Origin of the sequence: Psychroserpens sp. NJDZ02 (genome assembly GCF_004843725.1) — a bacterium.
In the GTDB taxonomy this organism is placed as follows: Bacteria; Bacteroidota; Bacteroidia; order Flavobacteriales; family Flavobacteriaceae; genus Olleya.
In genome coordinates this window covers 1518445-1545238 of record NZ_CP039451.1, presented here as the reverse complement: position 1 = coordinate 1545238, position 26794 = coordinate 1518445, and the positions used below count along the sequence as shown (strand labels likewise).

29 protein-coding genes are annotated in these 26794 nt (G+C 32.5%); 25 read left to right on the top strand and 4 right to left on the bottom strand.

Annotated elements, in window-relative coordinates; translation table 11 throughout:
- Positions 1-19: 19 nt before the first annotated feature.
- The gene (locus E9099_RS06750; protein WP_136582917.1) at positions 20-943 is read left to right on the top strand and encodes a DUF6427 family protein; all 924 of its coding nucleotides are present in this window, start codon (positions 20-22) and stop codon (positions 941-943) included.
- On the opposite strand, the gene upp is transcribed toward E9099_RS06750, so the two are convergent.
- A complete protein-coding gene (gene upp / locus E9099_RS06745) occupies positions 932-1591 on the bottom strand; it encodes a uracil phosphoribosyltransferase (RefSeq protein WP_136582916.1) in 660 nt (219 codons plus the stop codon). The genes E9099_RS06750 and upp overlap by 12 nt on opposite strands.
- 110 nt (positions 1592-1701) lie before the next feature.
- Between upp and E9099_RS06740 the strand changes: the two genes are divergently transcribed.
- A complete protein-coding gene (locus tag E9099_RS06740; RefSeq protein WP_136582915.1) occupies positions 1702-2310 on the top strand; it encodes a DUF4254 domain-containing protein in 609 nt (202 codons plus the stop codon).
- Between the two features lie 34 nt (positions 2311-2344).
- The gene (locus E9099_RS06735; protein ID WP_240788967.1) at positions 2345-3370 is read left to right on the top strand and encodes a glycosyltransferase family 9 protein; all 1026 of its coding nucleotides are present in this window, start codon (positions 2345-2347) and stop codon (positions 3368-3370) included.
- Between the two features lie 470 nt (positions 3371-3840).
- Here E9099_RS06735 and E9099_RS06730 read toward each other — a convergent pair whose 3' ends face one another.
- A complete protein-coding gene (locus E9099_RS06730) occupies positions 3841-4896 on the bottom strand; it encodes a ferredoxin--NADP reductase (RefSeq protein ID WP_136582914.1) in 1056 nt (351 codons plus the stop codon).
- 110 nt (positions 4897-5006) lie between these two features.
- Here E9099_RS06730 and E9099_RS06725 point away from each other — a divergent pair, with 110 nt between their 5' ends.
- The 22 genes from E9099_RS06725 to E9099_RS06620 all read left to right on the top strand — a co-directional run bounded on the left by E9099_RS06725 (position 5007) and on the right by E9099_RS06620 (position 25105).
- Positions 5007-5345 carry a PadR family transcriptional regulator gene (locus E9099_RS06725; protein WP_101202823.1) on the top strand — a complete coding sequence of 113 codons (339 nt, stop codon included), beginning with the start codon at positions 5007-5009 and terminating at the stop codon, positions 5343-5345.
- A gap of 1 nt (position 5346) precedes the next feature.
- Positions 5347-6036: a hypothetical protein gene (locus E9099_RS06720; protein WP_136582913.1), complete on the top strand. Its 690-nt coding sequence runs from the start codon at positions 5347-5349 to the stop codon at positions 6034-6036.
- Positions 6037-6089: 53 nt separating this feature from the next.
- Positions 6090-7568, top strand: coding sequence for a DUF5687 family protein (locus E9099_RS06715; protein ID WP_136582912.1), 1479 nt, complete (start codon positions 6090-6092; stop codon positions 7566-7568).
- A 32-nt stretch (positions 7569-7600) separates the two neighbouring features.
- A complete protein-coding gene (locus tag E9099_RS06710; RefSeq protein WP_136582911.1) occupies positions 7601-8311 on the top strand; it encodes an ABC transporter ATP-binding protein in 711 nt (236 codons plus the stop codon).
- A 125-nt stretch (positions 8312-8436) separates the two neighbouring features.
- Entirely contained in the window at positions 8437-10986 is a 2550-nt protein-coding gene (locus E9099_RS06705) for a tetratricopeptide repeat protein (protein WP_136582910.1), read from the top strand.
- A gap of 11 nt (positions 10987-10997) precedes the next feature.
- Entirely contained in the window at positions 10998-11384 is a 387-nt protein-coding gene (locus E9099_RS06700; protein WP_240788966.1) for a polymer-forming cytoskeletal protein, read from the top strand.
- On the top strand, positions 11356-11592 hold the full coding sequence (locus E9099_RS06695) for an AtpZ/AtpI family protein (RefSeq protein WP_240788965.1): 237 nt from the start codon (positions 11356-11358) through the stop codon (positions 11590-11592). Before E9099_RS06700 ends, E9099_RS06695 begins: the two co-directional genes overlap by 29 nt.
- Positions 11585-11956, top strand: coding sequence for a DUF6168 family protein (locus E9099_RS06690; RefSeq protein ID WP_205961027.1), 372 nt, complete (start codon positions 11585-11587; stop codon positions 11954-11956). Before E9099_RS06695 ends, E9099_RS06690 begins: the two co-directional genes overlap by 8 nt.
- 135 nt (positions 11957-12091) lie before the next feature.
- Positions 12092-13204, top strand: coding sequence for a F0F1 ATP synthase subunit A (gene atpB, locus E9099_RS06685; protein ID WP_136582908.1), 1113 nt, complete (start codon positions 12092-12094; stop codon positions 13202-13204).
- A gap of 40 nt (positions 13205-13244) precedes the next feature.
- Positions 13245-13433, top strand: a complete 189-nt coding sequence (gene atpE / locus E9099_RS06680; protein ID WP_090837241.1) for an ATP synthase F0 subunit C — start codon at positions 13245-13247, stop codon at positions 13431-13433.
- A 93-nt stretch (positions 13434-13526) separates the two neighbouring features.
- Positions 13527-14027, top strand: coding sequence for a F0F1 ATP synthase subunit B (locus tag E9099_RS06675; RefSeq protein WP_136582907.1), 501 nt, complete (start codon positions 13527-13529; stop codon positions 14025-14027).
- A gap of 7 nt (positions 14028-14034) precedes the next feature.
- Positions 14035-14571 carry an ATP synthase F1 subunit delta gene (gene atpH, locus E9099_RS06670; protein ID WP_136582906.1) on the top strand — a complete coding sequence of 179 codons (537 nt, stop codon included), beginning with the start codon at positions 14035-14037 and terminating at the stop codon, positions 14569-14571.
- 42 nt (positions 14572-14613) lie between these two features.
- Positions 14614-16194, top strand: a complete 1581-nt coding sequence (gene atpA / locus E9099_RS06665) for a F0F1 ATP synthase subunit alpha (RefSeq protein WP_136582905.1) — start codon at positions 14614-14616, stop codon at positions 16192-16194.
- A 94-nt stretch (positions 16195-16288) separates the two neighbouring features.
- Positions 16289-17149 carry an ATP synthase F1 subunit gamma gene (atpG, locus tag E9099_RS06660; RefSeq protein WP_136582904.1) on the top strand — a complete coding sequence of 287 codons (861 nt, stop codon included), beginning with the start codon at positions 16289-16291 and terminating at the stop codon, positions 17147-17149.
- A gap of 118 nt (positions 17150-17267) precedes the next feature.
- A complete protein-coding gene (locus E9099_RS06655) occupies positions 17268-17729 on the top strand; it encodes a hypothetical protein (protein WP_136582903.1) in 462 nt (153 codons plus the stop codon).
- Between the two features lie 83 nt (positions 17730-17812).
- Complete coding sequence (locus E9099_RS06650) at positions 17813-19237, top strand: polysaccharide biosynthesis C-terminal domain-containing protein (RefSeq protein WP_136582902.1); 1425 nt, start codon at positions 17813-17815, stop codon at positions 19235-19237.
- Between the two features lies 1 nt (position 19238).
- Entirely contained in the window at positions 19239-19673 is a 435-nt protein-coding gene (gene dut / locus E9099_RS06645; RefSeq protein ID WP_136582901.1) for a dUTP diphosphatase, read from the top strand.
- An 8-nt stretch (positions 19674-19681) separates the two neighbouring features.
- A complete protein-coding gene (locus E9099_RS06640; RefSeq protein WP_136582900.1) occupies positions 19682-20647 on the top strand; it encodes a tetratricopeptide repeat protein in 966 nt (321 codons plus the stop codon).
- Between the two features lie 4 nt (positions 20648-20651).
- A complete protein-coding gene (locus E9099_RS06635) occupies positions 20652-21671 on the top strand; it encodes a sugar phosphate nucleotidyltransferase (protein ID WP_136582899.1) in 1020 nt (339 codons plus the stop codon).
- A gap of 54 nt (positions 21672-21725) precedes the next feature.
- On the top strand, positions 21726-23090 hold the full coding sequence (locus E9099_RS06630; RefSeq protein ID WP_136582898.1) for a tetratricopeptide repeat protein: 1365 nt from the start codon (positions 21726-21728) through the stop codon (positions 23088-23090).
- A complete protein-coding gene (locus E9099_RS06625) occupies positions 23090-23869 on the top strand; it encodes a DUF4292 domain-containing protein (RefSeq protein WP_136582897.1) in 780 nt (259 codons plus the stop codon). The genes E9099_RS06630 and E9099_RS06625 overlap by 1 nt, the downstream gene beginning before the upstream one ends.
- A gap of 3 nt (positions 23870-23872) precedes the next feature.
- Complete coding sequence (locus E9099_RS06620) at positions 23873-25105, top strand: murein hydrolase activator EnvC family protein (protein WP_136582896.1); 1233 nt, start codon at positions 23873-23875, stop codon at positions 25103-25105.
- Positions 25106-25161: 56 nt separating this feature from the next.
- Here E9099_RS06620 and E9099_RS06615 read toward each other — a convergent pair whose 3' ends face one another.
- Both E9099_RS06615 and E9099_RS06610 read right to left on the bottom strand, forming a co-directional pair.
- Positions 25162-25671 (bottom strand): acyl-CoA thioesterase, encoded by a 510-nt coding sequence (locus E9099_RS06615; protein ID WP_101015881.1) that lies wholly within the window; start codon positions 25669-25671, stop codon positions 25162-25164.
- Positions 25672-25806: 135 nt separating this feature from the next.
- A complete protein-coding gene (locus tag E9099_RS06610) occupies positions 25807-26742 on the bottom strand; it encodes an SPOR domain-containing protein (protein WP_136582895.1) in 936 nt (311 codons plus the stop codon).
- Positions 26743-26794 lie beyond the last annotated feature (52 nt).

Here is a 26794-nt window from a genome sequence, read left to right as displayed (position 1 = left end):
AAAAATACAAAAAGAGTTAATGATTACAACTATTTTTAGCAAATCCAAACCAATTAATTTTTTAATTGTCTTTAGTATTACACTAATTGCTTTTTTTTTGTTGCCTTTTAAATATCCTGATAATGTAAATCCTAACCTTACTATTTTGGGTAATCTAGGTATTTTTGTTTTAGTGTTTTTATCTATTTTAGTGCTTAATTTTATAGTTATAAAAAACCTTTTATCCCAACAGAATAATTACGAAATATTACTTTTTGCTTTATTTGTTTTAGCGATACCTCAGGCTTTTGTAAATTATAAGATAGTAGTCTCTAATTTTTTTATACTACTAGCTTTTAGGCGTTTAATAAGTGTAAGGTCAAAAAAAGATGTGGTTAAAAAATTATTTGATAGTGGTTTTTTAATTGGGATAGCTGCGCTGTTTTACTTTTGGGCTATTTTATTTTTTCCTTTAACTTTTATTGCTTTATTACTGTTTTCAGAGACTACAGTGAAGTATTATTTAGTGCCTTTTGTTGGATTGATAGCTATTGTGGTTATTGCTATTTGTTTTTCGATAATAGTTTATGGCGATTACTTTTCAGCATTACAGATTGATCCAGCTGTTAATTTTAATTTCAATAGTTATAATTCGTTACAATTTATAATTGCTATAACAATGTTGGCCTCTTTCGGGATTTGGTCGTCTTTATTTTATTTAAGAGACATTAAAAAGAAAATGCGTAGCTATAGACCATCTTATAAAATACTGTTTTTAACCTGCGTGTTTGCTGCAGTGATAGTCGTGTTTGCGCCTCAAAAAAATGGAAGTGAGTTTTTGTTTTTATTTGCCCCACTATCAGTGATAGTAACTAACTATATAGAAACGATAGAGGATAAATGGTTTAAAGAGCTATTTTTAGGGCTATTAATTATTATCCCAATAACCTTATTAGTGCTGTAATTTTACGCCAAAGGCTAAATCACCTGCATCACCTAATCCAGGAACAATATAACCTTTGCTGTTTAAAGTATCGTCAATGGCAGCAATCCAAAGATTAGTGTCCTTTGGTAAATTGTCCTCTAAAAATTGGACGCCAACTTCTGCGCCAATCGCAGCTACAATATGTATGTTTTTTGGAGTTCCAAATGGTTGTAAAGCTTTAAAAGTAGCAATTAGTGATTGTCCCGTTGCTAGCATTGGATCAGCAAGGATTAGTGTTTTTCCTGTAAGATCTGGACAAGCAAGATACTCCACAACAATTTCAAAAGATTCAGGGTTGTCTAAATGATGTCTATAGGCAGATATAAAGGCATTTTCAGCTTTATCAAAATAGTTTAATAAGCCATTATGTATAGGTACTCCTGCTCTAAGAATAGAACATAAAACCACATCGTTTTTTGGGACTAAGGTTTTGGTCGTGGCTAAAGGTGTGGTGATTGTTTTTGTTTCAAATTCTAAGGTTTTGCTTAATTCGTAACCTAAAACTTCACCAATACGTTCAATGTTTCGTCTAAAACGCATACTGTCTTTTTGGACTGTCACATCTCTTATTTCTGATACAAATTGACTTAAAATAGAGTTTTCTTTAGATAAATTATGAATATGCATGACTAATAGTTCTTTAAAGAGTAAAGTTACTCTATTATTTAAAAAGCCAAAATGTGTACCGACAAAATTCAGTTTAATTTATGTAATTTTACAGTCTTAAAAATAAGAACATGTTTACAGATAAAGCAAATACCATATTTCAGGACGTTATAAAAAAGTATCATATCATTAATACAGTGGATCAACCTTTTACTAATGTGTATGATAAAAACACCGACTTATTGGAGCACCTTTTATATAGAAAATGTTGGATCGATACTGTGCAGTGGCATTACGAGGATATTATTCGTGACCCGCAAATAGATCCTGTTGCAGCGTTGACTTTAAAGCGTAAAATAGATGCCTCTAATCAGGATAGAACGGATATGGTTGAATATATTGATAGTTATTTTTTAGAGCAATATAAGGATGTGAGTCCTAAAAGCGATGCGACTATTAATACCGAAAGTCCAGCTTGGGGGGTTGATAGATTATCTATTTTAGCATTGAAAGTATATCATATGGAAGAAGAAGCAACTAGAGCTGATGCGTCTGATGCGCATAAGGCGTCTTGCCAAATAAAGTATGATATTTTATTAGAACAACGTGTGGATTTAAGTACTGCAATAGATACTTTATTAGCAGACATCCAAAAAGGGGATAAGTACATGAAAGTGTATAAGCAGATGAAAATGTATAATGACGACGAGCTTAATCCAGTGTTAAGAAACCAGAAATAATATAACGCTTGTCTATTTGATAATGCTGTAATAGATGTCAAAAATACCAAAACATATTTTAGTGATTCGTCTCTCAGCAATGGGAGATGTCGCTATGACTATACCTGTTTTACGGGCAATGACTCAACAATTCCCTGATGTTAAATTAACAGTATTAACGCGCCCATTTTTTGCTCCTTTTTTTAGAGATTTAAATAATGTAGACGTTTTTCCTATAGATTTAAAGGAAAACCATAAAGGTGTTTTAGGATTGTTTAGGTTATCAAAACAGTTGAGAAAACTTAATATTGAGGCTGTTGCAGATCTTCATAATGTTTTACGGACTAAAATATTAAAGGTTTTTTTATTTGGAAAAAAGTACAAACAATTAGATAAAGGGCGTCAAGAGAAAAAAGAATTAGTCACAGGAGAGCGTTTTGAGGCTTTAAAAAGTACCCACCAACGTTATGCAGATGTATTTGAAGCTTTAGGTTTTAGCTTACAGCTAAATAATCCTGATTTCCCCGTTAAGAAATCAATTCCAAATGCTGTTTTAGAGGTTGTAGAGACACAAAATAAAAAACAATGGATTGGTATTGCTCCTTTTGCGCAATATGCGTCTAAAATGTATCCTTTGGATAAAATGAAGGTAGTAATAGATAGTTTAAAAGAAGACTATATTATTTTTCTGTTTGGAGGTGAAGTCGATAAGGATCAGTTAGACACATTAGCATTAAGTTCTGAGAATGTCATAAATGTGGCTGGACAATATGATTTAAATGAAGAATTAGATTTGATTTCTAATTTGGATGTGATGATTAGTATGGATTCTGGTAACGCGCATTTGGCAGCTATGCTAGGTGTAAAAGTGGTTACTATTTGGGGAGTTACACATCCATTTGCTGGTTTTGGCGCTTTTAACCAACCACGATCTAATAATTTAGTCCCGGACAGAATTGAATTCCCGAAATTACCAACCTCTATTTATGGTAACAAATATCCGGAAGATTATAAAACGGTAGCTGGGACTATCAGTCCAAAAGAAGTTACAGCTTTAGTAAAGTCTATTTTAAACTCATAAAAAAAAGCCTCAATGTTAAATTGAGACTTCTTGATTTTAACTACTAATATCAAATTAATATTATCCCTTAAACTAACAAATTTCAGCGTTATAATCTGTTACAAATGTAGAGGATTGTTGACTTGATTTATTTTGTCGAGGTCTGTTTTGATACGCTTTCGATTAAAAGTAAATATATCGGTTAATCTACAATTGTGCGTAATTATGGTTAGTCTGTATAAAAGGCGGTATGTAATGTCTTGAAAATTGGTAATATTGATTTTTTTTGCATAAAAAAAGCCTCAATTGCTTGAGGCTTTCTGATTGTAACAACTAATATAAAATTAATATTATCCCTTAAACTAACAAATTTTAGCGTTATAATCTTTTACAAATTTATCAGATTGTTCGTTTATTCAATTTTATAAAAGTTTATTCTTCTAAAATTTCGATAAAAAGCACATAAAGACGACAAAATACATAGTTAGGATTTATACGTCATCATAATCTACAGTTAAAGTTGGTGTTGTAGGATGTGCTTGACAGGTTAATATTAAACCTTCTGCAACTTCAGCATCTGTTAATATGTTGTTTTGTCTCATGATAGCTTTACCATCCACAACTCTAGCAATACAACTACTACATACGCCGCCTTGACAAGAGTATGGTGCATCTAAGTCTTGTTTTAACGCAGCTTCAAGTATCGTTTGTTTTTGTGACATGCTAAACGTTTCAGATTCATCATCTACGGTAACCGTTATTTCTGTGTTTCCGTCGCTAGTCTCTATTGTTTCTGTTGTAGTTTGAGTGGCAGCGGTAAATAATTCAAAATGAATATTGTCTTTAGAGACCTTATTTTCTGTTAATACATCTTTTACCGTGTTAATCATAGCTTCTGGTCCACAAAGGTAAAAGGAATCTATAGTAACGTGTTTGTATTTGTTTTTAACAATTAAATTAACGGTGCTTTTCTCGATACGTCCAAATAACGCATTTTCTTCTTGAGATTGGCTATATAAAAACTGAATATAAAAACGATCGACGTATTTATGGTGTAGCGCTAACAAGTCGTCAAAAAATATAGTGTCATTTTTAGATTTGTTACCGTATACCAATACAAAGTGACTTTTAGGTTCTTGCTCTAGTACTGTTTTTGCAATACTTAATATTGGTGTAATACCACTTCCGGCAGCAAAGGCGGCGATGGTGCGTTCTTCTGTCGGTTTTGGTTCAAAAACAAAACGACCTTGAGGTTTTGCAACGTCCAAAGTGTCTCCAACTTTTAAACTGCTGTTTGCATAAGTGCTAAAGGTTCCATTTGGTACTGCTTTAACCGCAACGGTAAGTGTTCCGCTTGACGGAGAAGAACATAAAGAGTAATCACGTCTTACTTCTTCATTGTTAATTTTAGTTTTTAGTGTAATATATTGTCCAGCTTTAAACGCGTAGTCTTGTTTTAAATTGTCTGGTACAGTAAAAGTCAACGTAACACATTGGTCCGTTTGACGTGTGATATCCGAAATAGTTAGTGTATTAAATTGAGACATGGTTTTTATTTTTTTGTAAAAATAATGAAGCTTTACCGTTTTGCCTGCTGTTTAGAAAAAAATTAATACCTAAGTTTATTATGCATAAGAATTTTATGTATGTTTGTGATATGGCAAATTCAAAATTATATAAGGGCAGTCTGACTACTATTATTTTAAAGCTTTTAAATGAAAGTGAAAAAATGTATGGGTACGAAATGACGCAAAAAGTGAAAGCAATAACTAAAGGTGAACTTAATATTACCGAAGGTGCTTTGTATCCTGCGCTACATAAGTTAGAAGCCGAAGGTTTGTTGGACGTCGAGGTTAAAAAAGTAGATAACCGATTGCGTAAATACTACAAACTTACCGAAAAAGGTAATAAAGAAACGGTTAGTAAACTGGAAGAACTTAAGGATTACATAAAAACGATGGAAACCTTTATGAATCCTAAATTTAGTTTGGATTAATATGAAATTAACTCCACTTCAAATAGAAAATCTTTACGCCTTTACAAGACAGCACTATGTAGAGCATTACGATTTACAAACCGAGTTAGTAGATCACTTAGCAAACGATATTGAGTCTGTTTGGCAAACAGAAACCAACTTATCTTTTGAAGATGCAAGAGATAAAGCCTTTAAAAAATTTGGAGTCTTTGGCTTTATGGAAGTCTTAGAACGTCGTCAAAAAGCTATGAATAAACGCTACTTTAAATACCTGTGGACAGAGCTAAAGCAATGGTTTACGTTTCCTAAATTAATAACTACACTAGCTTTATTTTTTGGTATTTATTTAGGGTTGTCTACAATTTTTGCAACATCATTTTTAATAGGTCTTTTTGTGATAATATGTGTTTTTGTAATCTATAAAAGCATACAGTTAAAAAGACAATTTAAACAGCGTAAAGCATTGTCCAGTAAAAAATGGATGTTAGAAGAAATTATATTTAAACAAGCAGGTGGATCTGCTATAATGTTGTTATCTCAATTGCCACAATGGTATAATTTTTCTGATCATTTATTAGATAATGCTTATGCTTTATTAGGTTTATCTATTTTCTCTACACTGTTTTGTCTTTGGATGTATATCAGTTTTGAGGTTATCCCAAACAAAGCAGAAAAACTTCTAAATGAAACCTATCCAGAGTTTTGTTTGTAACATTTTTAAACATTTGTATACTTATCTATTAAACCAACCAAACATTAACCATTATGATTAGTAAATTTTTAAGTCTAGAATGGAAATCTTTTATACGGTCTTCCAACTTTGGTAAAGGCCTAGCTATAAAAATAGTTATGGGCTTTTTTGCTGCCTATTTTATAGTTGTCTTTTTAGCGTTAGGTTTTGGACTGTATCCAATATTAAAAAAAACATTTCCGAATCAAGATCCTTTTATTGTCGTTAATACATTATTGTTTTTCTGGTTTTTAGGAGACTTAATGTTACGTTTCTTTTTGCAAAAATTGCCAGTGATGAGTGTAAAGCCATTTTTGACCATTCCAATAAAAAGAAGTACTGTTGTTCATTTTGTATTAGGTAAATCTGCTGTTTCATTTTTTAACTTTTTACCACTTTTTGCAATGGTGCCATTTAGTTTTGTTTTAGTGTATAAAGATTATGATACTATTACTGTAATAACTTGGTTGGTTGCAATGCTATTATTGACATTAATTAATAATTTTTTAAATTTTATTATTGAAAGTTTTTCGGCTGAAACTGAATTGTCTTTTCTTCCAATCATACTTTTTGCAGGTGCATTATTTGGATTAAACTATTTTAATATTGTTGATTTTTCTGGATTATTATCTTCTGCAATGTTGGCAATTACTGCTAATCCATCACTTTTATTAGTGCTACTCGCTGTTCTTGTTGGGTTGTATGTTTTTAATCATAAAATACTAATCAAAAAATTATACTTGGATAATTCGCTCAAAACAAAAATAAAAGAAGTGAGTACGTCAGACTTAGGTTGGACTAAACGTTTTGGTGATAGTGCGCCTTTTATGCAGTTGGATTTAAAATTAATTTGGCGTAACAAACGTCCAAGGTCTGCCGTTTTTATTTTGGTATTAGGATTATTATATGGCTTGTTTTTTTACCCTAATCCTGTGTATAATGACACACCAATTATGTTTGGTTTTGTTGGGGTTTTTGTGACAGGTATTTTCTTAATTAACTTTGGGCAATTTATTCCGGCTTGGGATAGTGGGTATTACAAAATGCTAATGAGTCAAAATATCAAGTACGAGCAGTATTTAAAATCTAAATACACCTTAATGATGTTAAGTGTAATTATCATGTTTGTGCTAAGTATACCGTATGTTTATTTTGGATGGAAAATTTTAGTAGCACATTTTGCTGCAGCTATTTATAATATTGGCGTTAATACTTATGTTATTATGCTTGGTGGGTCTTTTAATAGAAAAAAGATAGATTTAAACCAACGCGCCGCTTTTAACTATCAAGGGACAGGAGCAGTACAATGGCTTATCGGTATTCCGTTATTGTTAATCCCTTTGGCCATTTTTGGATCGTTAACGTATTATATTGGCTTTTATTCGGGTATTTCTGCACTAATAGCTTTGGGGTTAATAGGTATAATATTTCATCAAAAAACAATGCGTTTTATTACCAAAAAGTACTTAGCCTCTAAATATGAGATGGTCAAAGCTTTTAATGAAGACAACTAATCAATTCAATTAACCTTTACAATCACTACATTATGATAACTACAACAAATCTTTCAAAAAAATATAGCGGTAACGAAGTATTAAATATTCCTAGTTTAGACATTCCTAATGGTCAGAGTTTTGGACTTGTAGGTAATAATGGTGCAGGGAAAACAACGTATTTTAGTTTGCTTTTGGACTTAATAAAACCAACAACAGGAACTATTAATAATAACGGGGTTGTAGTAAATCAAAGTGAAGATTGGAAACCATTTACGTCTTCTTTTATTGATGAAAGTTTTTTAATTGGTTACTTAACGGCAGAAGAATATTTTTACTTTATTGGCGATTTACGTGGGCAGAATAAACAAGATGTTGATAATCTTGTGTCTCAGTTTGAGGATTTTTTTCATGGTGAAATTCTAGGTCAGAAAAAATATCTACGTGATTTAAGTAAAGGAAATCAGAAAAAAGCGGGGATTGTTGCCGCGCTTATTGGTAATCCAGAAGTTATCATTTTAGACGAGCCTTTTGCTAATCTGGATCCAACGACACAAATTAGACTAAAAGAAATTATTAAAGATTTAGCTTTGACAAAAGGCGTTACGGTGTTAGTGTCTAGTCATGATTTAATGCATGTTACGGATGTCTGCGAACGTATTGTTGTTTTAGAAAAAGGACACGTCGTAAAAGATATTGCAACTAGCGAGGCAACTTTAAAAGAGTTGGAAGCGCACTTTTCAGGAACGGTAGACGTGGCTTAAAAAACAAGTTTAATCTCATTTTTTGGAAAAAAGTAAAAAAGATGCTTATTTTTACGGTGTTGACAGTATCTATAAATACTATTTACTGCAATATTTAGTTATGTATTACACAAAATACAACCGCATTGAAGATAGCATTTAAAATTTGTATAGTTTCTGGATTAACCTTAGCAACAATCACTAGTTGCTCAAGAAAAAAAAACAGTTTCATAAATCGTAATTTTCATGCAGTTACTGCAGAGTATAATGCCTTATTTAATGGGTATGAGGCCTTAAAACAAGGTCAAGACAATTTAAATAACGGTTATAAAGACAACTATTGGGATCTTTTACCGATAGAACGTATGCAAGTTAGTGATGAGGTTGTGTTACCCGGTCAATCTAAAAATGAAGACTTTACAAAAGCAGAAGAAAAAGCGGTAAAAGCCATCCAAAAACATGGGATGAATATTAAGGGTAAGGAGTATAATCCTCAAATTGATGAAGCGTATTTATTGTTAGGTCAAGCTAGATATTTTGACCAACGTTTTGTGCCCGCTTTAGAGGCCTTTAATTATATTCTTTACAAGTACCCAGCATCCGATAAAATAAACACAGCAAAGGTTTGGAGAGAAAAAACCAATATGCGTTTAGAAAATGACGAGTTGGCTATTGTAAATCTTAAACGTCTTATTAAACAAGAAGAATTGGAGGGACAAGAATTGTCTGATGCTACATCCATTTTAGCGCAAGCTTATATAAACACAAAAGCCTTAGATAGTGCTTTGACGCAAATTAAAATAGCGTCAAAAGCGACGAGAAATAATGACGAGAAAGGGCGTTTTAATTTTATAAAAGGGCAATTGTATAATGTCTTGACCTTTAAAGACAGTGCAAATTTAGCATTTGATGAGGTTATCGATTTAAACCGAAAAACACCGCGTCGCTACCTAATGGCTGCTCAGATAGAAAAAGCTAAAAACTTTGACTACAATACAGGTGATAAAATTGAGTTTTTGAAGCATCTAACCAAGTTAGAGGAAGATAGAGAAAATCGTCCATACTTGGATAAAATCTATCATCAAATAGGTGATTTTCATTTAGCAAATCAATCAGATTCTTTGGCGGTCGCTTATTACAATAAATCATTAAGAGAAAAATCTAAAGACAAAATTTTGGTCGCTAAAAACTATGAGACTTTAGGCGATTTCTATTTTGATAGAAACAACTATAAATTTGCAGGCGCTTATTTTGATAGTACCATGACCAATATGGTTGAAAATAGCAAGCCATTCCGTACACTTAAACGTAAACGCGAAAACTTAGATGACGTCATTTATTATGAAGGTATAGCTGAAGTTAATGATAGTATTCTCAAAATAGTTAAAATGCCGGAAGCGGATCGTTTAGCCTATTTTACAGATTACACTAATACGCTTAAACAAAAATTAGAAGCAGAAAAAGAACGATTAGAAATTGAAGCGCGTAAAAGTGGATTTGCAGCAACTAATAGTTTGATTAATAATGCTGTTACACAAGGCGGTGGTTTGTCGGGAGCGGGACCTAGTTTCTATTTTTATAATCCAACTACAGTGGCTTATGGGAAGAACGAATTTTCGCGTATTTGGGGAGATCGTAAAAACGAAGATGATTGGAGATGGTCATCTGCTAAATCAGGTGGTTTTTCGGAGGAACAATCTAATTTAGAATTAGCAATAGCAGAAGGGGAAGAAAGTGAATTGTTAAGTCCAGACTATTATTTAGCTTTAATTCCTTCGGCAGAAAAAGAATTAGACAGTATTAAAAAAGAACGTAATTACGCATACTATCAATTGGGTTTAATTTATAAAGAAAAATTTAAAGAATATAAGTTGTCTAAAAGTAAATTTTTAAACTTATTAGAAAGTGATCCTGAAGAAAAACTAATTTTACCTTCTAATTATAATTTGTATAAAATTTATGAGATATTAGGCTTAGGTGATGAGGCTTTAATAACAAAAACTAGTATTATTAGTAATTATCCAGAGTCAAGATATGCTAATATTTTACTGCATCCTGAATTAGCAGCAACTAGAGATGAAAATAGTTCAGAAAGTCTATATGAAGCAACTTACAAGCTTTTAGAAGCACAACATTTTCAAGAAGTCATTGAAAAATCTAAAGAGTATATGACCTTTTTTGATGGAGACCCTATGGTTCCAAAATTTGCATTACTAAAAGCGACTGCTAATGGAAGGTTAAATGGGTATCAAGCGTATGTAGATGGTCTTAATGATGTTGTTTTAGCGTTTGCTAATACGCCAGAGGCTATTCAAGCAGAGGCTATTCTAGGTAGTTTAAAGTCGGTCAGTGATAAAACATTTAAACCAGATACACAGTCTAGAAGTTTTAAAGTGGTGTTTCAGTTTAATACAAACGAAAAAGAAGCGCTTGTTGATTTTAGAAAAATATTGGATGAAGTAATACCAAAGGTGACCTATTACAACATGTCAACGTCTGTGGATGTGTTTAATCCGGAAACGACGTTTCTTGTGGTTCATGGTTTAAGAAGTGTACAAGGTGCGCAAGCTTTTTCGGATATTCTAAAGGAAGAAGATAGAGATAAAATAAACAGACCTTATTTTGGAATATCGTCTAGCAACTACAAGACACTTCAAATACATAAAAATATAAACGAATACTTAGCAAATAAATAATGTCCCTTAAAATGAAAAATAAGCAGCAAGATCAGTTTTCAATTCAAAATATTATAGCAAAAGGCACTAAACTAGTAGGTGATTTTTTTAGTGATGGAGACATCCGTGTGGATGGAACAATAGAGGGGAATATAGAAACGTCTGGAAAAGTAGTGGTCGGAAAAGATGGCGAAATAATTGGAAAATTAAAATGTAGTAATGCTTACTTTGAAGGTAAGCTTTCTGGGACCATGGAATTGACTGAAACGTTAACTTTAAAGTCAACAGCACATATTGAAGGCGATGTGGTTACACAGAAACTAGCAGTAGAGCCTGGAGCAACCTTTAACGTGTCTTGCGTTATGAAAACCTCTGTAAATAACTTAAATAGTGGCTCGAAAACCCAAAAAACAACTTAATCCTTATATCCGGTTTACATCAATAGCATTGCAAATGGGTATTACCATTTGGTTAGGGAGTATATTGGGTAATTGGTTAGATCTTAACTATAGCACTAATCAGTTTTATTTTAAAACAATAACATTACTTGCTGTATTTGTGGCTATGTATTCTGTTATCAAGCAAGTTGTTAAAATTACTAATGATCAAAATTCTAAAAATGAATAAACGTATTGTATACGTCGTGTCTTTTATCCTTGTGGTATTAGTCGCTGCTTATAGCATTCAAAACTATGTCACACAGGATAATCTCCCTTATTCTTTGCAAAAACTGTATCTGTTTCATGGAATAGCAGTGTTAATTGTGTATTTAAGTATAGAGCTTGTTAATAGTAAATTACCTAATCAGCTAGGATTTGCTTATTTAACCTTAATGTTTGTTAAAATTGGAGTCTTTATTTTGCTTTTTCAATCATCGATCTTTTCTGAGACAAATTTGAGTCTGCCCGATCGTTTAGGTTTGGTGATACCCTTTTTCTTGTTTTTAATAATCGAAACAGCTTGTATCGCGAAATTATTAAAAGAGAAGTAAGTATTTGAATGATAGTTTAATAGTGTTTAATTTGTCTGTGAGAAAAATCTAATTAAAAAAAGTGTTTACCTTTTTAAATTATTACTTACATTTGCACAAAATTTACAGACCATAAATTTATTAGTTACAAAAAGTATGATGTTGGCAAAAAAACCTTTCCATTTTATAGCAATATTAGTTCTGATGTTCGTTTCAGTCTCTTCTTACGGAGATGATACTAAACATGAACCAGGGAATCAAGTGAACACTGCTCACGAAATCAAGGAGTATATAAAGCATCACTTAAAAGATTCTCACGATTTTCATTTGTTTACTCATAATGAGTCTGGGACACATTATAGTTTCCCTTTGCCAGTTATTGTTTGGACTAAAGATGGGTTGAAAACATTTATGTCTTCAGCTTTTCATCATGATGATAGTGCAAGCGTAATTGTAACTAAAGGAGAGTCGCGTTTAGTAAAACTACACAGTAAAATATACGAGTTGGATGCAGGAGTAACAACTCTTGATTTTGATGATAAACACCACCCGAAAAATGCACACAAGGTTTTAGATTTTTCAATCACAAAGTCTGTAGTTGGTATGTTATTAACAGGGGTTTTAATGTTATTAGCATTTAGCGCATTAGCAAGAGGTTACAAAAAAGGACATTCCGTACCAAAAGGTATTAGTAGAGTATTAGAGCCTTTAGTGATTTATGTAAGAGATGACATTGCAAAGCCAAATATTGGAGAGAAAAAATACCGTAAATTTATGGGGTTTTTGCTAACGGTCTTTTTCTTTATCTGGATCTTAAACTTATTAGGATTAACACCAATAGGATTTAATGTTACAGGTCAGATTGCGGTAACAGCATGTTTAGCAATTTTTACAGCAGTAATATATTTATTTAGCGCAAGTAAAGATTTTTGGAAGCACACATTATGGATGCCAGGTGTTCCAGTAATCTTACGACCAATATTAGCAGTGATAGAGTTAGTAGGTTTTGTTTTAATTAAGCCTTTCTCTTTATTAGTTCGTTTATTTGCAAACATGACAGCGGGTCACTTTGTTGTAATGAGCTTAATTGCATTAATGATAACAATGAAAGAATCATTTGGAGCTGTTGGATCAACAGGGATGTCTTTAGTGTTAGCATTATTTATTTCGGTTATTGAAATTTTAGTAGCCTTTTTACAAGCATTTATTTTTACGATGTTATCATCGTTATTTATAGGGATGGCAGTTGAAGAACATGACCACCATTAATAAGAATTTGTTTAATTAATATTTATAAAACCAAATTAGTATGTACAATTTAATTGGAGCAGGATTAATCGTAATCGGTGGAGGAATCGGATTAGGTCAAATTGGAGGAAAAGCAATGGAAGGTATTGCTCGTCAACCAGAAGCAGCTGGAAAAATCCAAACTGCGATGATCATCATCGGAGCCTTATTAGAAGGTTTAGCATTCGGTGCGTTAATCTTAGGAGCATAATCCTAAAACAAAAAGAAACAGTGTTCTGCAACGGTTGGTTGCAGAAACTGTTTTTAAATTAAACAAAAAAAGAATTATAGTAATCTATATAGTATGGAAACTTTATTAAATGATTTTTCAGTAGGCTTATTTGTTATGCAAGCCGTTATCTTGATAATATTAATAGTATTAATGAGAAAATTTGCATGGAAACCAATTTTAGACGCTTTACAAACACGTGAGGATGGTATACAAAATGCATTAGATTCAGCTGAAAACGCGAAGTTAGAAATGCAAAATCTTCAAGCAGATAACCAAAAGTTATTAACGGAAGCACGTGCAGAGCGCGAAGCTATGCTTAAAGAAGCAAGAGATTTAAAAAACAAAATGATTGACGACGCTAAAACGGAAGCTCAAGCGCAGGCTAACAATATGATTGTTCAGGCACAAGCAGCTATCGAAAGCGAGAAGAAATCAGCTATGGCAGAATTGAAAAATCACGTAGCAGGATTATCTTTAGAGATTGCAGAAAAAGTAGTACGTCAAGAATTATCTAACAAAGACAAACAATTAGAGTTAGTTGAGTCTATGTTAAATGATGCTAAATTAAACTAGTCAAATCATGGCAGGAGAAAGAGCAGCAATACGTTACGCAAAAGCAGTTTTAAGTTTAGCTACAGATAATAATATAGCTGAGGCTGTAAATACTGACATGGAGCTAATAAATAATACAGTAGCGCAAAGTAAAGACTTGAAAGATATGCTTTACAGTCCTGTAATTAGTGCAAGTATTAAAAAGTCAGCGTTATTAGAAATTTTTAAAGGTGTTAACCCCGCAACGGTTAATCTTATAAATACTTTAATTGCTAATAAACGTTTAGATTTATTACCTCAAGTGGCTGGAAAGTTTATAACTTTATACGAGCAACAAAAAGGGAGTCAAGTGGCAACCGTTACTACAGCAGTACCGTTAACAGAAGCTTTAGAAGCTAAAGTTTTAGCTAAGGTAAAAGAGCTTACAGGTAAAGAAGCTGCAATTAAAAATATAGTGGATGAAAGCATTTTAGGTGGTTTCATTTTAAGAGTTGGAGATACGCAATATAATGCAAGTATCGCCAATCAATTAAGCAAGTTAAAAAGAGAATTTACAATAAACTAAGACTTACCCTGAGTTTGTCGAAGGGTCTAAATATCAATAAAGATGGCAGAAGTAAAACCAGCTGAAGTATCAGCAATCTTAAAACAACAACTTTCAGGTTTTGAAGCTAGCGCTTCATTAGACGAAGTTGGAACAGTATTAACAGTAGGTGATGGTATTGTACGAGCTTACGGATTAGCTAACGCACAATATGGTGAGCTAGTAGAATTCGACGGTGGATTAGAAGGTATCGTACTTAACCTTGAAGAAGATAATGTAGGTATTGTACTTTTAGGAACTTCAGTAGGAGTTAGAGAAGGATCTACAGTAAAACGTACTAATCGTATCGCATCTATTAAAGTAGGTGAAGGTATTGTTGGACGTGTTGTAGATACATTAGGAAATCCAATTGATGGTAAAGGACCAATCACTGGTACAACTTATGAGATGCCTCTAGAGCGTAAAGCACCAGGAGTTATCTACAGAGAGCCAGTAACAGAGCCATTACAAACAGGTATTAAAGCAATTGATGCTATGATCCCAGTAGGTAGAGGTCAACGTGAGTTAGTTATTGGTGACAGACAAACAGGTAAAACTGCAGTTTGTATTGATGCTATCTTAAATCAAAAAGAATTTTACGATGCAGGGGAACCTGTATATTGTATATATGTTGCTATTGGTCAAAAGGCGGCAACAGTAGCACTTATTGCTAAAACATTAGAAGAAAAAGGCGCTTTAGCTTATACTACGATAGTAGCAGCTAACGCATCAGATCCTGCAGCAATGCAAGTATATGCACCGTTTACAGGAGCATCTATTGGAGAATATTTTAGAGATACTGGTAGACCTGCTTTAATTGTATTTGATGATTTATCAAAGCAAGCAGTTGCTTACCGTGAGGTATCTTTATTATTACGTCGTCCACCAGGACGTGAGGCGTATCCTGGAGATGTATTTTATTTACACTCAAGATTATTAGAGCGTTCTGCAAAAATCATTAATAATGATGCGATTGCAAAAGAGATGAATGATTTACCTGATTCGCTTAAGCCAATCGTAAAAGGTGGTGGTTCTCTTACAGCTTTACCAATTATAGAAACGCAAGCAGGTGATGTTTCGGCATATATCCCAACTAACGTAATTTCTATTACTGATGGGCAAATTTTCTTAGATGGAGATTTATTTAACTCTGGTGTTCGTCCAGCAATTAACGTAGGTATTTCGGTATCTCGTGTTGGAGGTAATGCACAGATTAAATCAATGAAAAAGGTATCTGGTACGTTAAAACTGGATCAAGCACAATATCGTGAGCTTGAAGCTTTCGCTAAGTTTGGTTCGGATTTAGATGCTGTTACTTTAAACGTAATTAACAAAGGAAAGCGTAATGTTGAGATTTTAAAACAAGCGCAAAATGATCCTTTTAAAGTAGAAGATCAGGTAGCAATTATTTATGCTGGATCTAAAAATTTATTGAAGGATGTTCCTGTTGAAAAAGTTAAAGAATTTCAACGTGATTATTTAGAATTTTTAAATGCAAAGCATAGAGGTATTTTAGATAGTTTAAAAGCAGGAAAATTAACAGATGAAGTTACAGATGTGTTAACAGTTGTAGCTAAGGAATTATCTGCTAAGTATAGAGCATAGTACTCTTCCTATCTCTTTTTAAAGAGAAACGAGAGTTTGTAAAGTATAACATTTTAAAAAGTCCTTTTTTAGGAAAGGACTTAGGATAAGAAAAATGGCTAATTTAAAAGAAATACGTAACAGAATTGCTTCAGTATCTTCAACGATGCAGATTACTAGTGCCATGAAAATGGTGTCTGCTGCTAAATTGAAGAAAGCTCAAGATGCTATTACAGCAATGCGTCCTTATTCGGACAAGTTGACTGAACTTTTACAAAGTTTAAGTGCAACATTGGATGAAGATTCAGGAAGTAAATATGCGGAACAACGTGAGGTTAATAATGTATTAATTGTATCCATAACGTCTAATAGAGGATTGTGTGGTGCTTTTAATTCTAACATTATTAAACAAACGCAACATTTAATTTCTAATGTGTATGCAGATAAAAAAGTGTCTGTTTTAGCTATTGGTAAAAAATCAAATGATGCGTTCACTAAAAAAGGAGTTGTAATAGGTAATCAAAGTGCCATATTTGACGATTTAACTTTTAATAGTGTTGCAGACATTGCAGAAATGCTAATGGGTAAATTTATTAGAGGCGAATTCGATAAAATCGAAGTTGTTTATAATAAATTTAAAAATGCAGCAACGCAAGAGGTAATGACAGAACAATTTTTACCAATTGTACCTATGGAAGGTGGAGCGGATAATAATTCTGATTATATCTTTGAGCCTTCTAAATTAGAAATCGTTGAGGAGTTAATACCTAAGTCTTTAAAAACACAATTATACAAAGGTATAAGAGATAGTTTTGCTTCAGAGCATGGTGCACGTATGACAGCAATGCATAAAGCAACAGATAACGCTACGGAGCTAAGAGATCAACTTAAATTAACGTATAATAAAGCGCGTCAAGCATCAATTACTAATGAAATATTAGAGATTGTTGGAGGGGCAGAGGCTTTAAACAATTAAACTAGTTGACTCTCAAGTATTGAAGAGTTATAGAAATAGAAAAAACCTTATTCAATTTGAATAAGGTTTTTTTATGGAATACATTTTGATTAATTACCTTTAACAAAATACAACGATTATGAGATTTTTTAAATATTTAAGTGTTTCTATTTTATCAAGCTTCTTTTTTATGCAATGTAGTAGTGCTCAAAAACTCCAAAAGGAAACTTCTTTTAAAACCAGTAATGTTTACTATCAAAAGTGGGTAGCAGGTGTTAAAGGTGGCGGTTCTGGTACAAATGTATTTATTCCCCTAACTGCAGAGCAAAAAGAGATAACGCTAGATAGCCTTTATTTTAGAGGCCATAAGGTAGCGTTGGAAACTAAACCTAATAGTCCAAAATTGTATATTGGACGTATCATAGGTAGCGCTAATCAAAAAGAAGGTTATACATCCAGTGGTGATAAGATTCCTTTTGATTTAAAGGATAATGAAGCAGTGGTTAGTTATTCTGAAAATGGAAACGTCAAGTACTTTAAAATTGAAAATATATCAGAGAAACCAATGCAACAGTTTCCAAGTGCACCACCAAGAAAATAAAAATTTAATTAAATCAGGCAAATAATTTATGCGTTTTGCATTCATACATATTCAATACATTTATACTTAATTAACAAGCTACATTGAGCGTATTAAAAAAATTTTTTAAAGACACAATTATTTATGGTTTAGCGACCGTTTTACCTCGTTTGATGAACTTTGTTTTGGTTCCTCTTCATACTGGTAAATTAGTAACCAGTAGTTTTTCGGACAGTACTACCTTTTATATTTATGCGGCCTTTTTTAATGTGCTATTAACTTATGGAATGGAAACAGCTTTCTTTAGATTTTTCAGCAAATCTGAAGAAAAAGATAAAGTGTTTTCTACAACATTTATAAGTCTTGTGGTTACAACAATGCTTTTTTTGATGGGTATATTGGTCTATAATCAAGAGTTATCCAGCTGGATTGGTATTAATCAGCTCTATTTTAATTTATTAATTGGAGTTATAGTTTTAGATACACTTGTAGTAGCTCCTTTCGCCTATTTGCGTGCTACAGGAAGGCCTATTAAATTTGCATCTATTAAGATTGCTAATATTTTAACTTATGTAATACTAAATTATTTTTTTCTTTGGGCTATTCCAAAATTTGGATTCAGTTTTTCATGGTATGATAGTACAGATTTAGTACAATATATATTCATCTCCAACCTATTCGCTAGTATTCTTACTTTTATATTACTTATACCTTATTTTTTCAAAACTAAACTACAGTTTAGTAAAACAATTTTTAAGCAATTAATTAGTTATGGATGGCCAATTATGGTTGCTGGTTTGGCTTATGTAATTAATGAGAATTTTGATAAATGGATCTTACCTAATTTGTTAGACAAGGATATAAATGGGGCGTATAGCGGATGTTATAAAATAGCAATGTTTATGACTATTTTTATACAAGCTTTTAGATTGGGAGCAGAACCTTTTTTCTTTTCTCATGCTAATGAAAAAAATGCAAAGCAAACGTATGCTTTAATAATGAAGTATTTTGTTATTGCCGGAAGCTTTATGTTAGTCTTTATAATTTCTTATTTAGATGTTTTTAAAGGATTGATAGTTAAAGATGAAAGTTATTGGATAGCTATTAAAATAGTACCAATAGTGTTACTTGCTAATTTATGTTTGGGTATATATTTTAACCTAGCAATTTGGTATAAATTGACGGATAAGACGCGATATGGTATGTATTTATCTATTGTTGGCGCAATATTGACTATAGCTTTCAATTTGATAATGATTCCAAAAATCGGATTTATTGCTGCTGCTTGGGCAACACTCGCGGCTTATGGCGTTATGATGGTTCTGTCTTATATTTTGGGGCAAAAGCATTATCCAGTACCTTATAATTTGAAACAAATTTTAGGCTATTTAGGAAGCGCCATAGGATTATCTATTATTGCATTAACGACCAATTCTAACTATTATATAAACACTATTTTAGTTTTAGTATTTTTGGGACTTATTGTCCTTTTTGAAAAGAAAGAACTAAAACAATTATTAAAAAAATAAAATGCAAATTAAAATTATAAACCAATCCAGCCATACGTTACCAAATTATGAGACTATGGCATCAGCAGGATTAGATCTAAGAGCTAATATTACAGAAGCAATAATACTTAAGCCTTTGGAGCGTGCAATCGTTAAAACAGGTTTATTTATAGAGTTACCAATAGGTTTTGAAGCACAAGTTAGGCCAAGAAGTGGTTTGGCAGCAAAAAAAGGAGTAACCGTATTAAATGCACCAGGAACGGTGGATGCCGATTACAGAGGAGAAATTGGTGTCATTCTTGTTAATTTGTCAAACGAAGATTTTAGTATTGAAAATGGAGAACGTGTTGCGCAATTAGTAATTGCAAAGCATGAACGTGCCGAGTGGGTTGAAGTTGAAGCATTGTCTGAAACTTCAAGAGGAGAAGGCGGCTTTGGAAGTACAGGAACTAAATAAAACCAAATATGAAACCAATTACAGTACTAATAACGCTATTAATAAGTAGCATTGGATTTGCTCAAGATAATTCAGAGAAAATTGTGGATGTCGCTTATGATGCTTGTGATTGTATTGGTGATATTAATAATAGTTTAAGTACTACAGAAAAAAGCATAGAAATAAAATCCTGTATTACCGCTGCAAACATGGCTTGGCAATTAAGTCATTCTATGTCTGAAGTGTCTTTAAAAGTAACTGATACGCTAAGTCAATTAGATAATGTATCCAAAATAGACTCGCTTATAGTTCCAACGGATAATTTAAATATTACATTAGTTTCTGATTCAGATTATGAAGAGATTGAAGCATACCTTTTAGAGACTTGTGGGGATATGGAAACTATGTATTTCGCAGAAAACGATACTACAGAAAACTCTTATTCTGATAAAGACAAAGCGATGGAGTATTATAATCAAGGATTGGCTGCTTTTGACAATCAAGATTATAGTAAAGCAGTGACTTTATATAAAAAGGCAGTCAAAGAAGATAAAACATTTGCTTTTGCTTGGGATAATCTAGGAAGGACATATAGAGAATTAGGAGATTATAAAGAGGCTATTAAGTGTTATAAAAAATCAATCAAAATAGATCCAAAAGGAGGTATGCCTTTAATGAATATTGCTGTGGCTTATGGTTATTTAGAGGAATTTGATAAAGCAAAAAAAGCATATCGACAATATGGTAAAGTCTTTGAGAATGATCCCGAAACCTATTTTGGCTTAGGTCGGATTTATGCTTTAGATAACGATTTTGAAAATGCTTTAGATAACATGATGCAAGCTTATCTTTTGTACGCAGAAATAAACTCACCGTATATAAAAGATGCCGAAAAGTTTATAGAAATATTATATCACGAATTAGAAAAACAAGATAAAGTAGAGGCGTTCAATAGAATAGCAGAGAAATATAAGATTCAAATTTTAGAAGATTAACAATATGAAAATAATAGTTCCCATGGCTGGACGAGGTTCTCGTCTTAGACCACATAGTTTAACAGTGCCAAAACCATTAATTCCTGTAGCAGGGCAACCAATTGTCCACAGGTTAGTAAAAGATATTGCTAAAGTATTAAACCAACCAATTACAGAAATTGCTTTTGTTTTGGGTGATCCAGCTTGGTTTGGTGACGATGTGGTTGCTAGTTTAAAAGATTTAGCGACCGGTTTGGGTGCTAAAGCATCAATTTATAGACAAGACCAACCTTTAGGGACAGGTCATGCTATAATGTGTGCTAAGGAGTCATTATCAGGGCCTGCTGTAATTGCGTACGCAGACACTTTAATTAGAGCTGATTTTAACTTAGATCCAGAAGCAGACGCTGTTATTTGGGTAAAGCAAGTTGATCAACCAGAAGCTTACGGTGTTGTTAAGCTAAATGATCAAAAGGAAATTGTAGAATTAGTTGAGAAACCAGAACAATTTGTAAGCGATTTAGCAGTAATTGGTATTTATTACTTTAAAGACGTTAGCCAATTAAAAGACCAACTTCAGATTGTATTAGATAATAATATTATTCATGGAGGAGAATACCAGATAAACGATGGTATTAAAGGAATGATGGCGGAAGGTAAAGTATTTAAGACAGGAGAGGTTAGCGAATGGATGGACTGTGGAAACAAAGCCATTACATTAGAAACTAATCAACGTATGTTAGGCTTTTTGAAAGCAGACGGAGAGGAGCAATTAATAGCGTCTAATGTTATAAACGAAAATTCTACAATTATAGAACCTTGTTATATCGGAGAGAATGTCGTGCTTAAAAATACGACTATTGGACCGTTTGTATCTGTTGGTGATAACTGTGTAATAACCGATTCGACCGTTAAAAATAGTCTAATACAAAACCATACCATTATAAAAAACGCTACTTTAGACGAAGCTATGATTGGTAATCATGTTAAGTTTGATGGTAAATTCAGTAAAATTAGCATTGGTGATTATTCTGTTTTAGAATAATAATGACGGTCTAATATAAGGTGGTCTTTAAAGCGTAGCATACAATTTTTAATAATGAAAAAACAATTTTATATAGTACTAATTTGTTTCGGAACACTGCTGTTTCCGCAGATTGCTGCTGCGCAAGTTGATTCTAATAAACCACCTGACGATGACTTAGGAGACGTTTCTGATGCGTATCAAGAATACTTTTTTGAGGCCTTAAAACAAAAAGGAATAGAGAATTACCAACGTGCAGTAGATAACTTGTTGGAGTGTATAGAAATTAACGATTCTGACGCTATTTTGTATTTCGAATTAGGTAAAAATTATAACCAGCTTAAAAACTTTGGAGCAGCAGAGGATGCGCTAAAAATAGCGGTGAGTAAAATTCCTGATAACGAATGGTTTTTAGATGAATTGTATAGTACTTACATTCAGGAAAAAGAGTATAAAAAAGCGATAAAAACGGTTAAACAATTGGTGAAATATCATCCTGATTATAGAGAAGATTTAGCAAATATCTATATGCAGACTGGCGATTTTAAAGAAGCGCTTAAAGTCTTAGATCAGTTGGATGAAGAATTAGGTATTACTAAAGAACGAGATATTTTAAGAAACAGAATTTATAATGCCACCGGTCAAAAAAAGGATCAGATAGCAAATTTGGAAGATCGTGTAGATAAACATCCAGATTCTGAAGACACTTATCTAAGATTAATTTATCGCTATAGCGAAAGCGGAGAATTAAAAAAAGCATTTGAGACGGCTAAAAAGTTACTTGAAGTTAACCCTAAATCTGAGTTAGTCCATTTGGCTCTTTATAAATTTTATTTGGAAGAGGGGAATAACGATATGGCTATTAAATCTATGAAAATTGCATTGCAGAGTTCTCAGATTAATCCGGAATCAAAAATTAAGGTGCTTGCAGATTTTGTGAAATTTGTAAGTAAAAATCAGCAATACGAGCAAGATTTGGTAGACGTGACTTCTATGTTGACAAAAATTGAATCAAGCGGAAAAACGTTGGTGGAATTAGCACAGTATTATCTGTTAAAAGGTGAAAAACAAAAAGCACTTAATTTTTATGAGGAAGCACTTCAAAAGGAAGAAGAAAACTTTGGTATTTTAAGAAACATTATATTACTTCATATAGATTTAAAACAATTTAAGGAAGCAGAACAAAAAAGCAAGGAAGGTTTAGAAATCTTTCCTTCACAACCCGTATTATATTTAGCAAACGGAGTGTCATTAAATTATTTAAACCGTCCTAAAGAAGCTATTGAAAGTTTAGAAATGGGTTTAGATTATATTATTGAAGACACTAAGATGGAAATAGATTTTTACAAACAATTAGCCAAAGCAAATACTGCAATTGACAATTTATCTAAGGCAAAAACGTTTACAGATAAAGCTAATAAACTCCGAGAATTAAACTAATGACTTTTAAAACACGCATATCATTTATCTTATTACTCTTAACAATAGTTGTTGTTGGCTGTAAAAGTACTAAGACAGTTGTGACTAACGGAGCAGTTAATTCTGGGTTGACCACTAAACAACTGATTAGGAATAGTACAAAAGCCAATATAGATTTTAATACTTTAGTCTCTAGATTAAAGATTGAAACGACTCAAAAGGGAAGTTCTAAAAGTTATACAGTAAATTTAAAGATTGAAAAAGACAAACAAATATTAATAACCTCTACGCCTATTAGTATTATCAGAGCTTTAATTACACCAGACAGGGTTGCTTTTTATAACAAATGGGATAACACGTTTTTTGATGGTGATTTTACTTATTTAAGTAAGCTTTTAGGGACAGAATTAGACTTTAATAAAGTACAAAACTTATTGTTAGGAGAGTCAATTTTTGATTTAAATGATGATAATTACGATTTAACAGCTAACGATAAATCGTATGTATTACAACCCAAAAAACAACGTGAATTGTTCGATTTATTTTTGTTTGTAAATCCTAGTCATTATAAAATGGATGCTCAAGAAATTTTGCAACCTAAAGAGAAGCGTATGCTGCATATAGATTATCTTACTTATCAAGAGGTTGATAAAAACACATTACCAGAACAGACTAAGATACTAGCTATTGAAGATGAAGAAGAACTAGAAATTAATCTGGAACTTAAGTCTGTAAAATTAAACGAAAACATTCGTTTTCCGTTTAAAATCCCATCTGGTTTTACAAAAATAGAATTGTAATTTATGAAGCGACGTTTACTCCTTTTTAGTGTGATTTGTTTTGTTTTGCTTGGCAGTACTTCCGCTTTAGCGCAAAAAAATAAAATTGATCAATTAGAAGCACAGCGTTTAGAAATTAAACAACAGATTAAACAAATAAATGATCTATTGTTTAAAAACCAATCTAAACAAAAAAGCCAAACCACATTAATTGAAGATTTAAATTACAAATTAAGTGTTAGACGCAACTTGATAAAAGTTACCAACCAGCAAGCTAATTTGATTAATAGATCTATTAATGTCAATCAAAAAAAGATTTCAAGCTTGCGTGAAGAGTTGGTTATTTTAAAAGATAACTACGCCAAAACGATTCGTAATACCTATAAAAACAAAAGCAGCCAAAGTCGCGTTATGTTTTTGTTGTCTTCCAATGATTTTAGACAAGCCTATAAGCGGTTGCAGTATATGAATCAGTACTCTAAATATCAAAAAGAGCAAGGCGAGAATATTAAGGAAAAAGCGTTAAAACTTCAAAATTTAAATTTAGAATTAGGACAGCAAAAAGCTGCTAAAGATAAACTGATTGCTGAAAATAGAGAGGTGCAAAAAGCATTGGAAGTGGATATGAAGCAACATGAAACAGTAATGGCTTCGATTAAACAAAATTTAAATAAATATGCTGCACAAGTAAAAGAGAAGCAAAAAGAGGCTAGAGAAATTGATCGTGAAATAGATAGAATTATTAAAGAAGCCATTGTCAGTTCCAATAAAAAAGCGGGCGCAAAAAATGCAACTGCTAAATCATCGACTACATTTGCTTTAACACCTGAAGCTAAAATTTTGGCGGCTGATTTTTTAAGTAATAAAGGAAAGTTAGTTTGGCCTGTAGAAAAAGGTTTGGTTAAGGTTAAGTATGGTATACAACGTCACCCAACGGATGCATCGTTGTCGATAAATAGTACAGGTGTGCGTATAGCAACTGAGAAGAATGCGATTGTAAGAGCAGTATTTAAAGGAGAAGTTTTGAAAATTATTGTTCAAAAAAGAGGAAATCCAACAGTCTTAATAAAGCATGGTAACTATATTACAGCCTATCATAATTTAAAAAAGATATCAGTTAAGCCTGGAGATAAGGTCGTGTCTAAGCAGGAAATTGGAGAAGTCTTTACCGATAGTAAAGGAGAAACGTTGCTTTGGTTTAGTTTATATAAAAATGATAAATCTGTAAACCCTGCACAATGGATTTATAAGATGTAGACTGACTAATAATAAGTAATAAAAAACCCAATGCATTGCATTGGGTTTTTCGTTTTCTATATAAACAAAGCTTTAAGCTCTGTAGCATCGTTAGGTTTTATTTTTCCTGCTAGTAATAAACTTAGTTGTTTACGTCTTAAAGCAGCAGCATAACGTTCTTTTTCTAAATCTGTTTCCGGTATTAATTCTGGTACAGCAACAGGTGTTCCGGTTTCGTCTACAGCAACAAACGTATAAATAGCTTCGTTGGCTTTAGATCGATTTCCAGATTCTCTGTCTTCTACCCAAACATCAATATAGATCTCCATAGAGCTTTTAAAGGCTCTAGAGACTTTAGCGTCTACGGTTACGACACTTCCTAAAGGAACGGCTTTGTTAAACGCAACGTGGTTAACAGAAGCGGTTACAACAATACGTCTAGAGTGACGTCTTGCACTAATACTGGCAGCACGATCCATTCTAGCTAGCAATTCGCCACCAAAAAGATTGTTTAAAGGATTCGTTTCACTAGGTAAAACTAAATCAGTCATTACGGTTCTAGAGTGTTCGGCTGTTCTTGCGTTCATCATAATTTTTCTTTTCAGCCACAAAGGTAAGCTGATTTACATATTTAGATTGCTGATTTTACAATTTATTAAGAAATAAAAAACCTCAAAGAATTTAAATTCTTTGAGGTTTTTTATATGTATAAAGGCTAGATTTTAGTCTATTGCTTTAATAAGCACCCAAGCATCTTTGTTTTGTTCTTCTCTAATTGTGTTTAAAGCCTTAAAAGCATCCTCTCTTGACGTATAACTAGCATAGGCTACTTGGTGCAGTCCATGTCTGTTTTTACCTATTTTACGAGCTTTAAAACCTTGGTCTTGTAACTGCGATACTTTTTTGTCTGAGTTTTCTTCTTCTCTAAAGGCGCCAGCTACAATGTGATAATTACCACTTTGCTTATTTACGTTTAAAGTAATAGCAGGTAACGGATTACTAATTACAAAAGTCGCTTCTTGTATTTGACTATCTAATTGTGTGTTAGCTTCTTCTTGTGCTATTTGGTTATGTTGGTCTACATTATTAACATAGTTGTTAAAACCAAAACCAGCAACACCTAAAGCAACAACCGCAATGGCAGCATACTTGAAAAACGACGTAGTGTTACGTTTTTCAGGAGTAATAGTAAGCGGGATTACTTTTTCAATAGTTTCGACTTCTTCTTTGTAAACTTCTCTAGTTACAGCAGGAGATACAAATTGAGACAATCCAAACGCATCAGTCAAATAATTAAGATGATAAGAAGGGTTAAACTCAATCTTACTTTCCGCATTAAATGTTAAATCACCAATGTTTTCAAAACTTAGTGTTTCGCCTTCCGCTAAATAAGACTTTAAAGACTTAACACGTTTAGATAAGTTTTGTAAAGCTGTTTCGAAAGGTATTTTTTCGACATCGGCTATATAACGAATTAACAAACCATCATTAGTCTGTATTTGCTCGTTAAAAGATAAGGTCTTTTTTGGTGGATAAAATGCATTGGTACTATCATGTACTTGTGCAGATTGACGTTGTGTTAAAAATGATCCAAATTCAGGAATCGTAACACAGTCATATCTGTATAATAAATCGCTTATGTAATGTTCTAATTGCATAGAAGCAAAGTTAGAAAATTTTAAAAACCAATAAAATTTTGGCAGTATTAGT

What these genes read in the sequence shown, in the direction of transcription:
- E9099_RS06610 (WP_136582895.1), bottom strand. Translation starts at nt 26,742, where the DNA reads ATGCAATTAGAACATTACATAAGCGATTTATTATACAGATATGACTGT.
- atpA (WP_136582905.1), top strand. Translation starts at nt 14,614, where the DNA reads ATGGCAGAAGTAAAACCAGCTGAAGTATCAGCAATCTTAAAACAACAA.
- E9099_RS06725 (WP_101202823.1), top strand. Translation starts at nt 5,007, where the DNA reads ATGGCAAATTCAAAATTATATAAGGGCAGTCTGACTACTATTATTTTA.
- atpB (WP_136582908.1), top strand. Translation starts at nt 12,092, where the DNA reads ATGATGTTGGCAAAAAAACCTTTCCATTTTATAGCAATATTAGTTCTG.
- E9099_RS06635 (WP_136582899.1), top strand. Translation starts at nt 20,652, where the DNA reads ATGAAAATAATAGTTCCCATGGCTGGACGAGGTTCTCGTCTTAGACCA.
- E9099_RS06735 (WP_240788967.1), top strand. Translation starts at nt 2,345, where the DNA reads ATGTCAAAAATACCAAAACATATTTTAGTGATTCGTCTCTCAGCAATG.
- E9099_RS06675 (WP_136582907.1), top strand. Translation starts at nt 13,527, where the DNA reads ATGGAAACTTTATTAAATGATTTTTCAGTAGGCTTATTTGTTATGCAA.
- E9099_RS06620 (WP_136582896.1), top strand. Translation starts at nt 23,873, where the DNA reads ATGAAGCGACGTTTACTCCTTTTTAGTGTGATTTGTTTTGTTTTGCTT.
- E9099_RS06750 (WP_136582917.1), top strand. Translation starts at nt 20, where the DNA reads ATGATTACAACTATTTTTAGCAAATCCAAACCAATTAATTTTTTAATT.
- atpE (WP_090837241.1), top strand. Translation starts at nt 13,245, where the DNA reads ATGTACAATTTAATTGGAGCAGGATTAATCGTAATCGGTGGAGGAATC.
- E9099_RS06615 (WP_101015881.1), bottom strand. Translation starts at nt 25,671, where the DNA reads ATGAACGCAAGAACAGCCGAACACTCTAGAACCGTAATGACTGATTTA.
- E9099_RS06730 (WP_136582914.1), bottom strand. Translation starts at nt 4,896, where the DNA reads ATGTCTCAATTTAATACACTAACTATTTCGGATATCACACGTCAAACG.
- atpH (WP_136582906.1), top strand. Translation starts at nt 14,035, where the DNA reads ATGGCAGGAGAAAGAGCAGCAATACGTTACGCAAAAGCAGTTTTAAGT.
- E9099_RS06690 (WP_205961027.1), top strand. Translation starts at nt 11,585, where the DNA reads ATGAATAAACGTATTGTATACGTCGTGTCTTTTATCCTTGTGGTATTA.
- E9099_RS06740 (WP_136582915.1), top strand. Translation starts at nt 1,702, where the DNA reads ATGTTTACAGATAAAGCAAATACCATATTTCAGGACGTTATAAAAAAG.
- E9099_RS06720 (WP_136582913.1), top strand. Translation starts at nt 5,347, where the DNA reads ATGAAATTAACTCCACTTCAAATAGAAAATCTTTACGCCTTTACAAGA.
- E9099_RS06715 (WP_136582912.1), top strand. Translation starts at nt 6,090, where the DNA reads ATGATTAGTAAATTTTTAAGTCTAGAATGGAAATCTTTTATACGGTCT.
- E9099_RS06700 (WP_240788966.1), top strand. Translation starts at nt 10,998, where the DNA reads ATGAAAAATAAGCAGCAAGATCAGTTTTCAATTCAAAATATTATAGCA.
- E9099_RS06640 (WP_136582900.1), top strand. Translation starts at nt 19,682, where the DNA reads ATGAAACCAATTACAGTACTAATAACGCTATTAATAAGTAGCATTGGA.
- E9099_RS06630 (WP_136582898.1), top strand. Translation starts at nt 21,726, where the DNA reads ATGAAAAAACAATTTTATATAGTACTAATTTGTTTCGGAACACTGCTG.
- E9099_RS06625 (WP_136582897.1), top strand. Translation starts at nt 23,090, where the DNA reads ATGACTTTTAAAACACGCATATCATTTATCTTATTACTCTTAACAATA.
- E9099_RS06710 (WP_136582911.1), top strand. Translation starts at nt 7,601, where the DNA reads ATGATAACTACAACAAATCTTTCAAAAAAATATAGCGGTAACGAAGTA.
- dut (WP_136582901.1), top strand. Translation starts at nt 19,239, where the DNA reads ATGCAAATTAAAATTATAAACCAATCCAGCCATACGTTACCAAATTAT.
- upp (WP_136582916.1), bottom strand. Translation starts at nt 1,591, where the DNA reads ATGCATATTCATAATTTATCTAAAGAAAACTCTATTTTAAGTCAATTT.
- atpG (WP_136582904.1), top strand. Translation starts at nt 16,289, where the DNA reads ATGGCTAATTTAAAAGAAATACGTAACAGAATTGCTTCAGTATCTTCA.
- E9099_RS06655 (WP_136582903.1), top strand. Translation starts at nt 17,268, where the DNA reads ATGAGATTTTTTAAATATTTAAGTGTTTCTATTTTATCAAGCTTCTTT.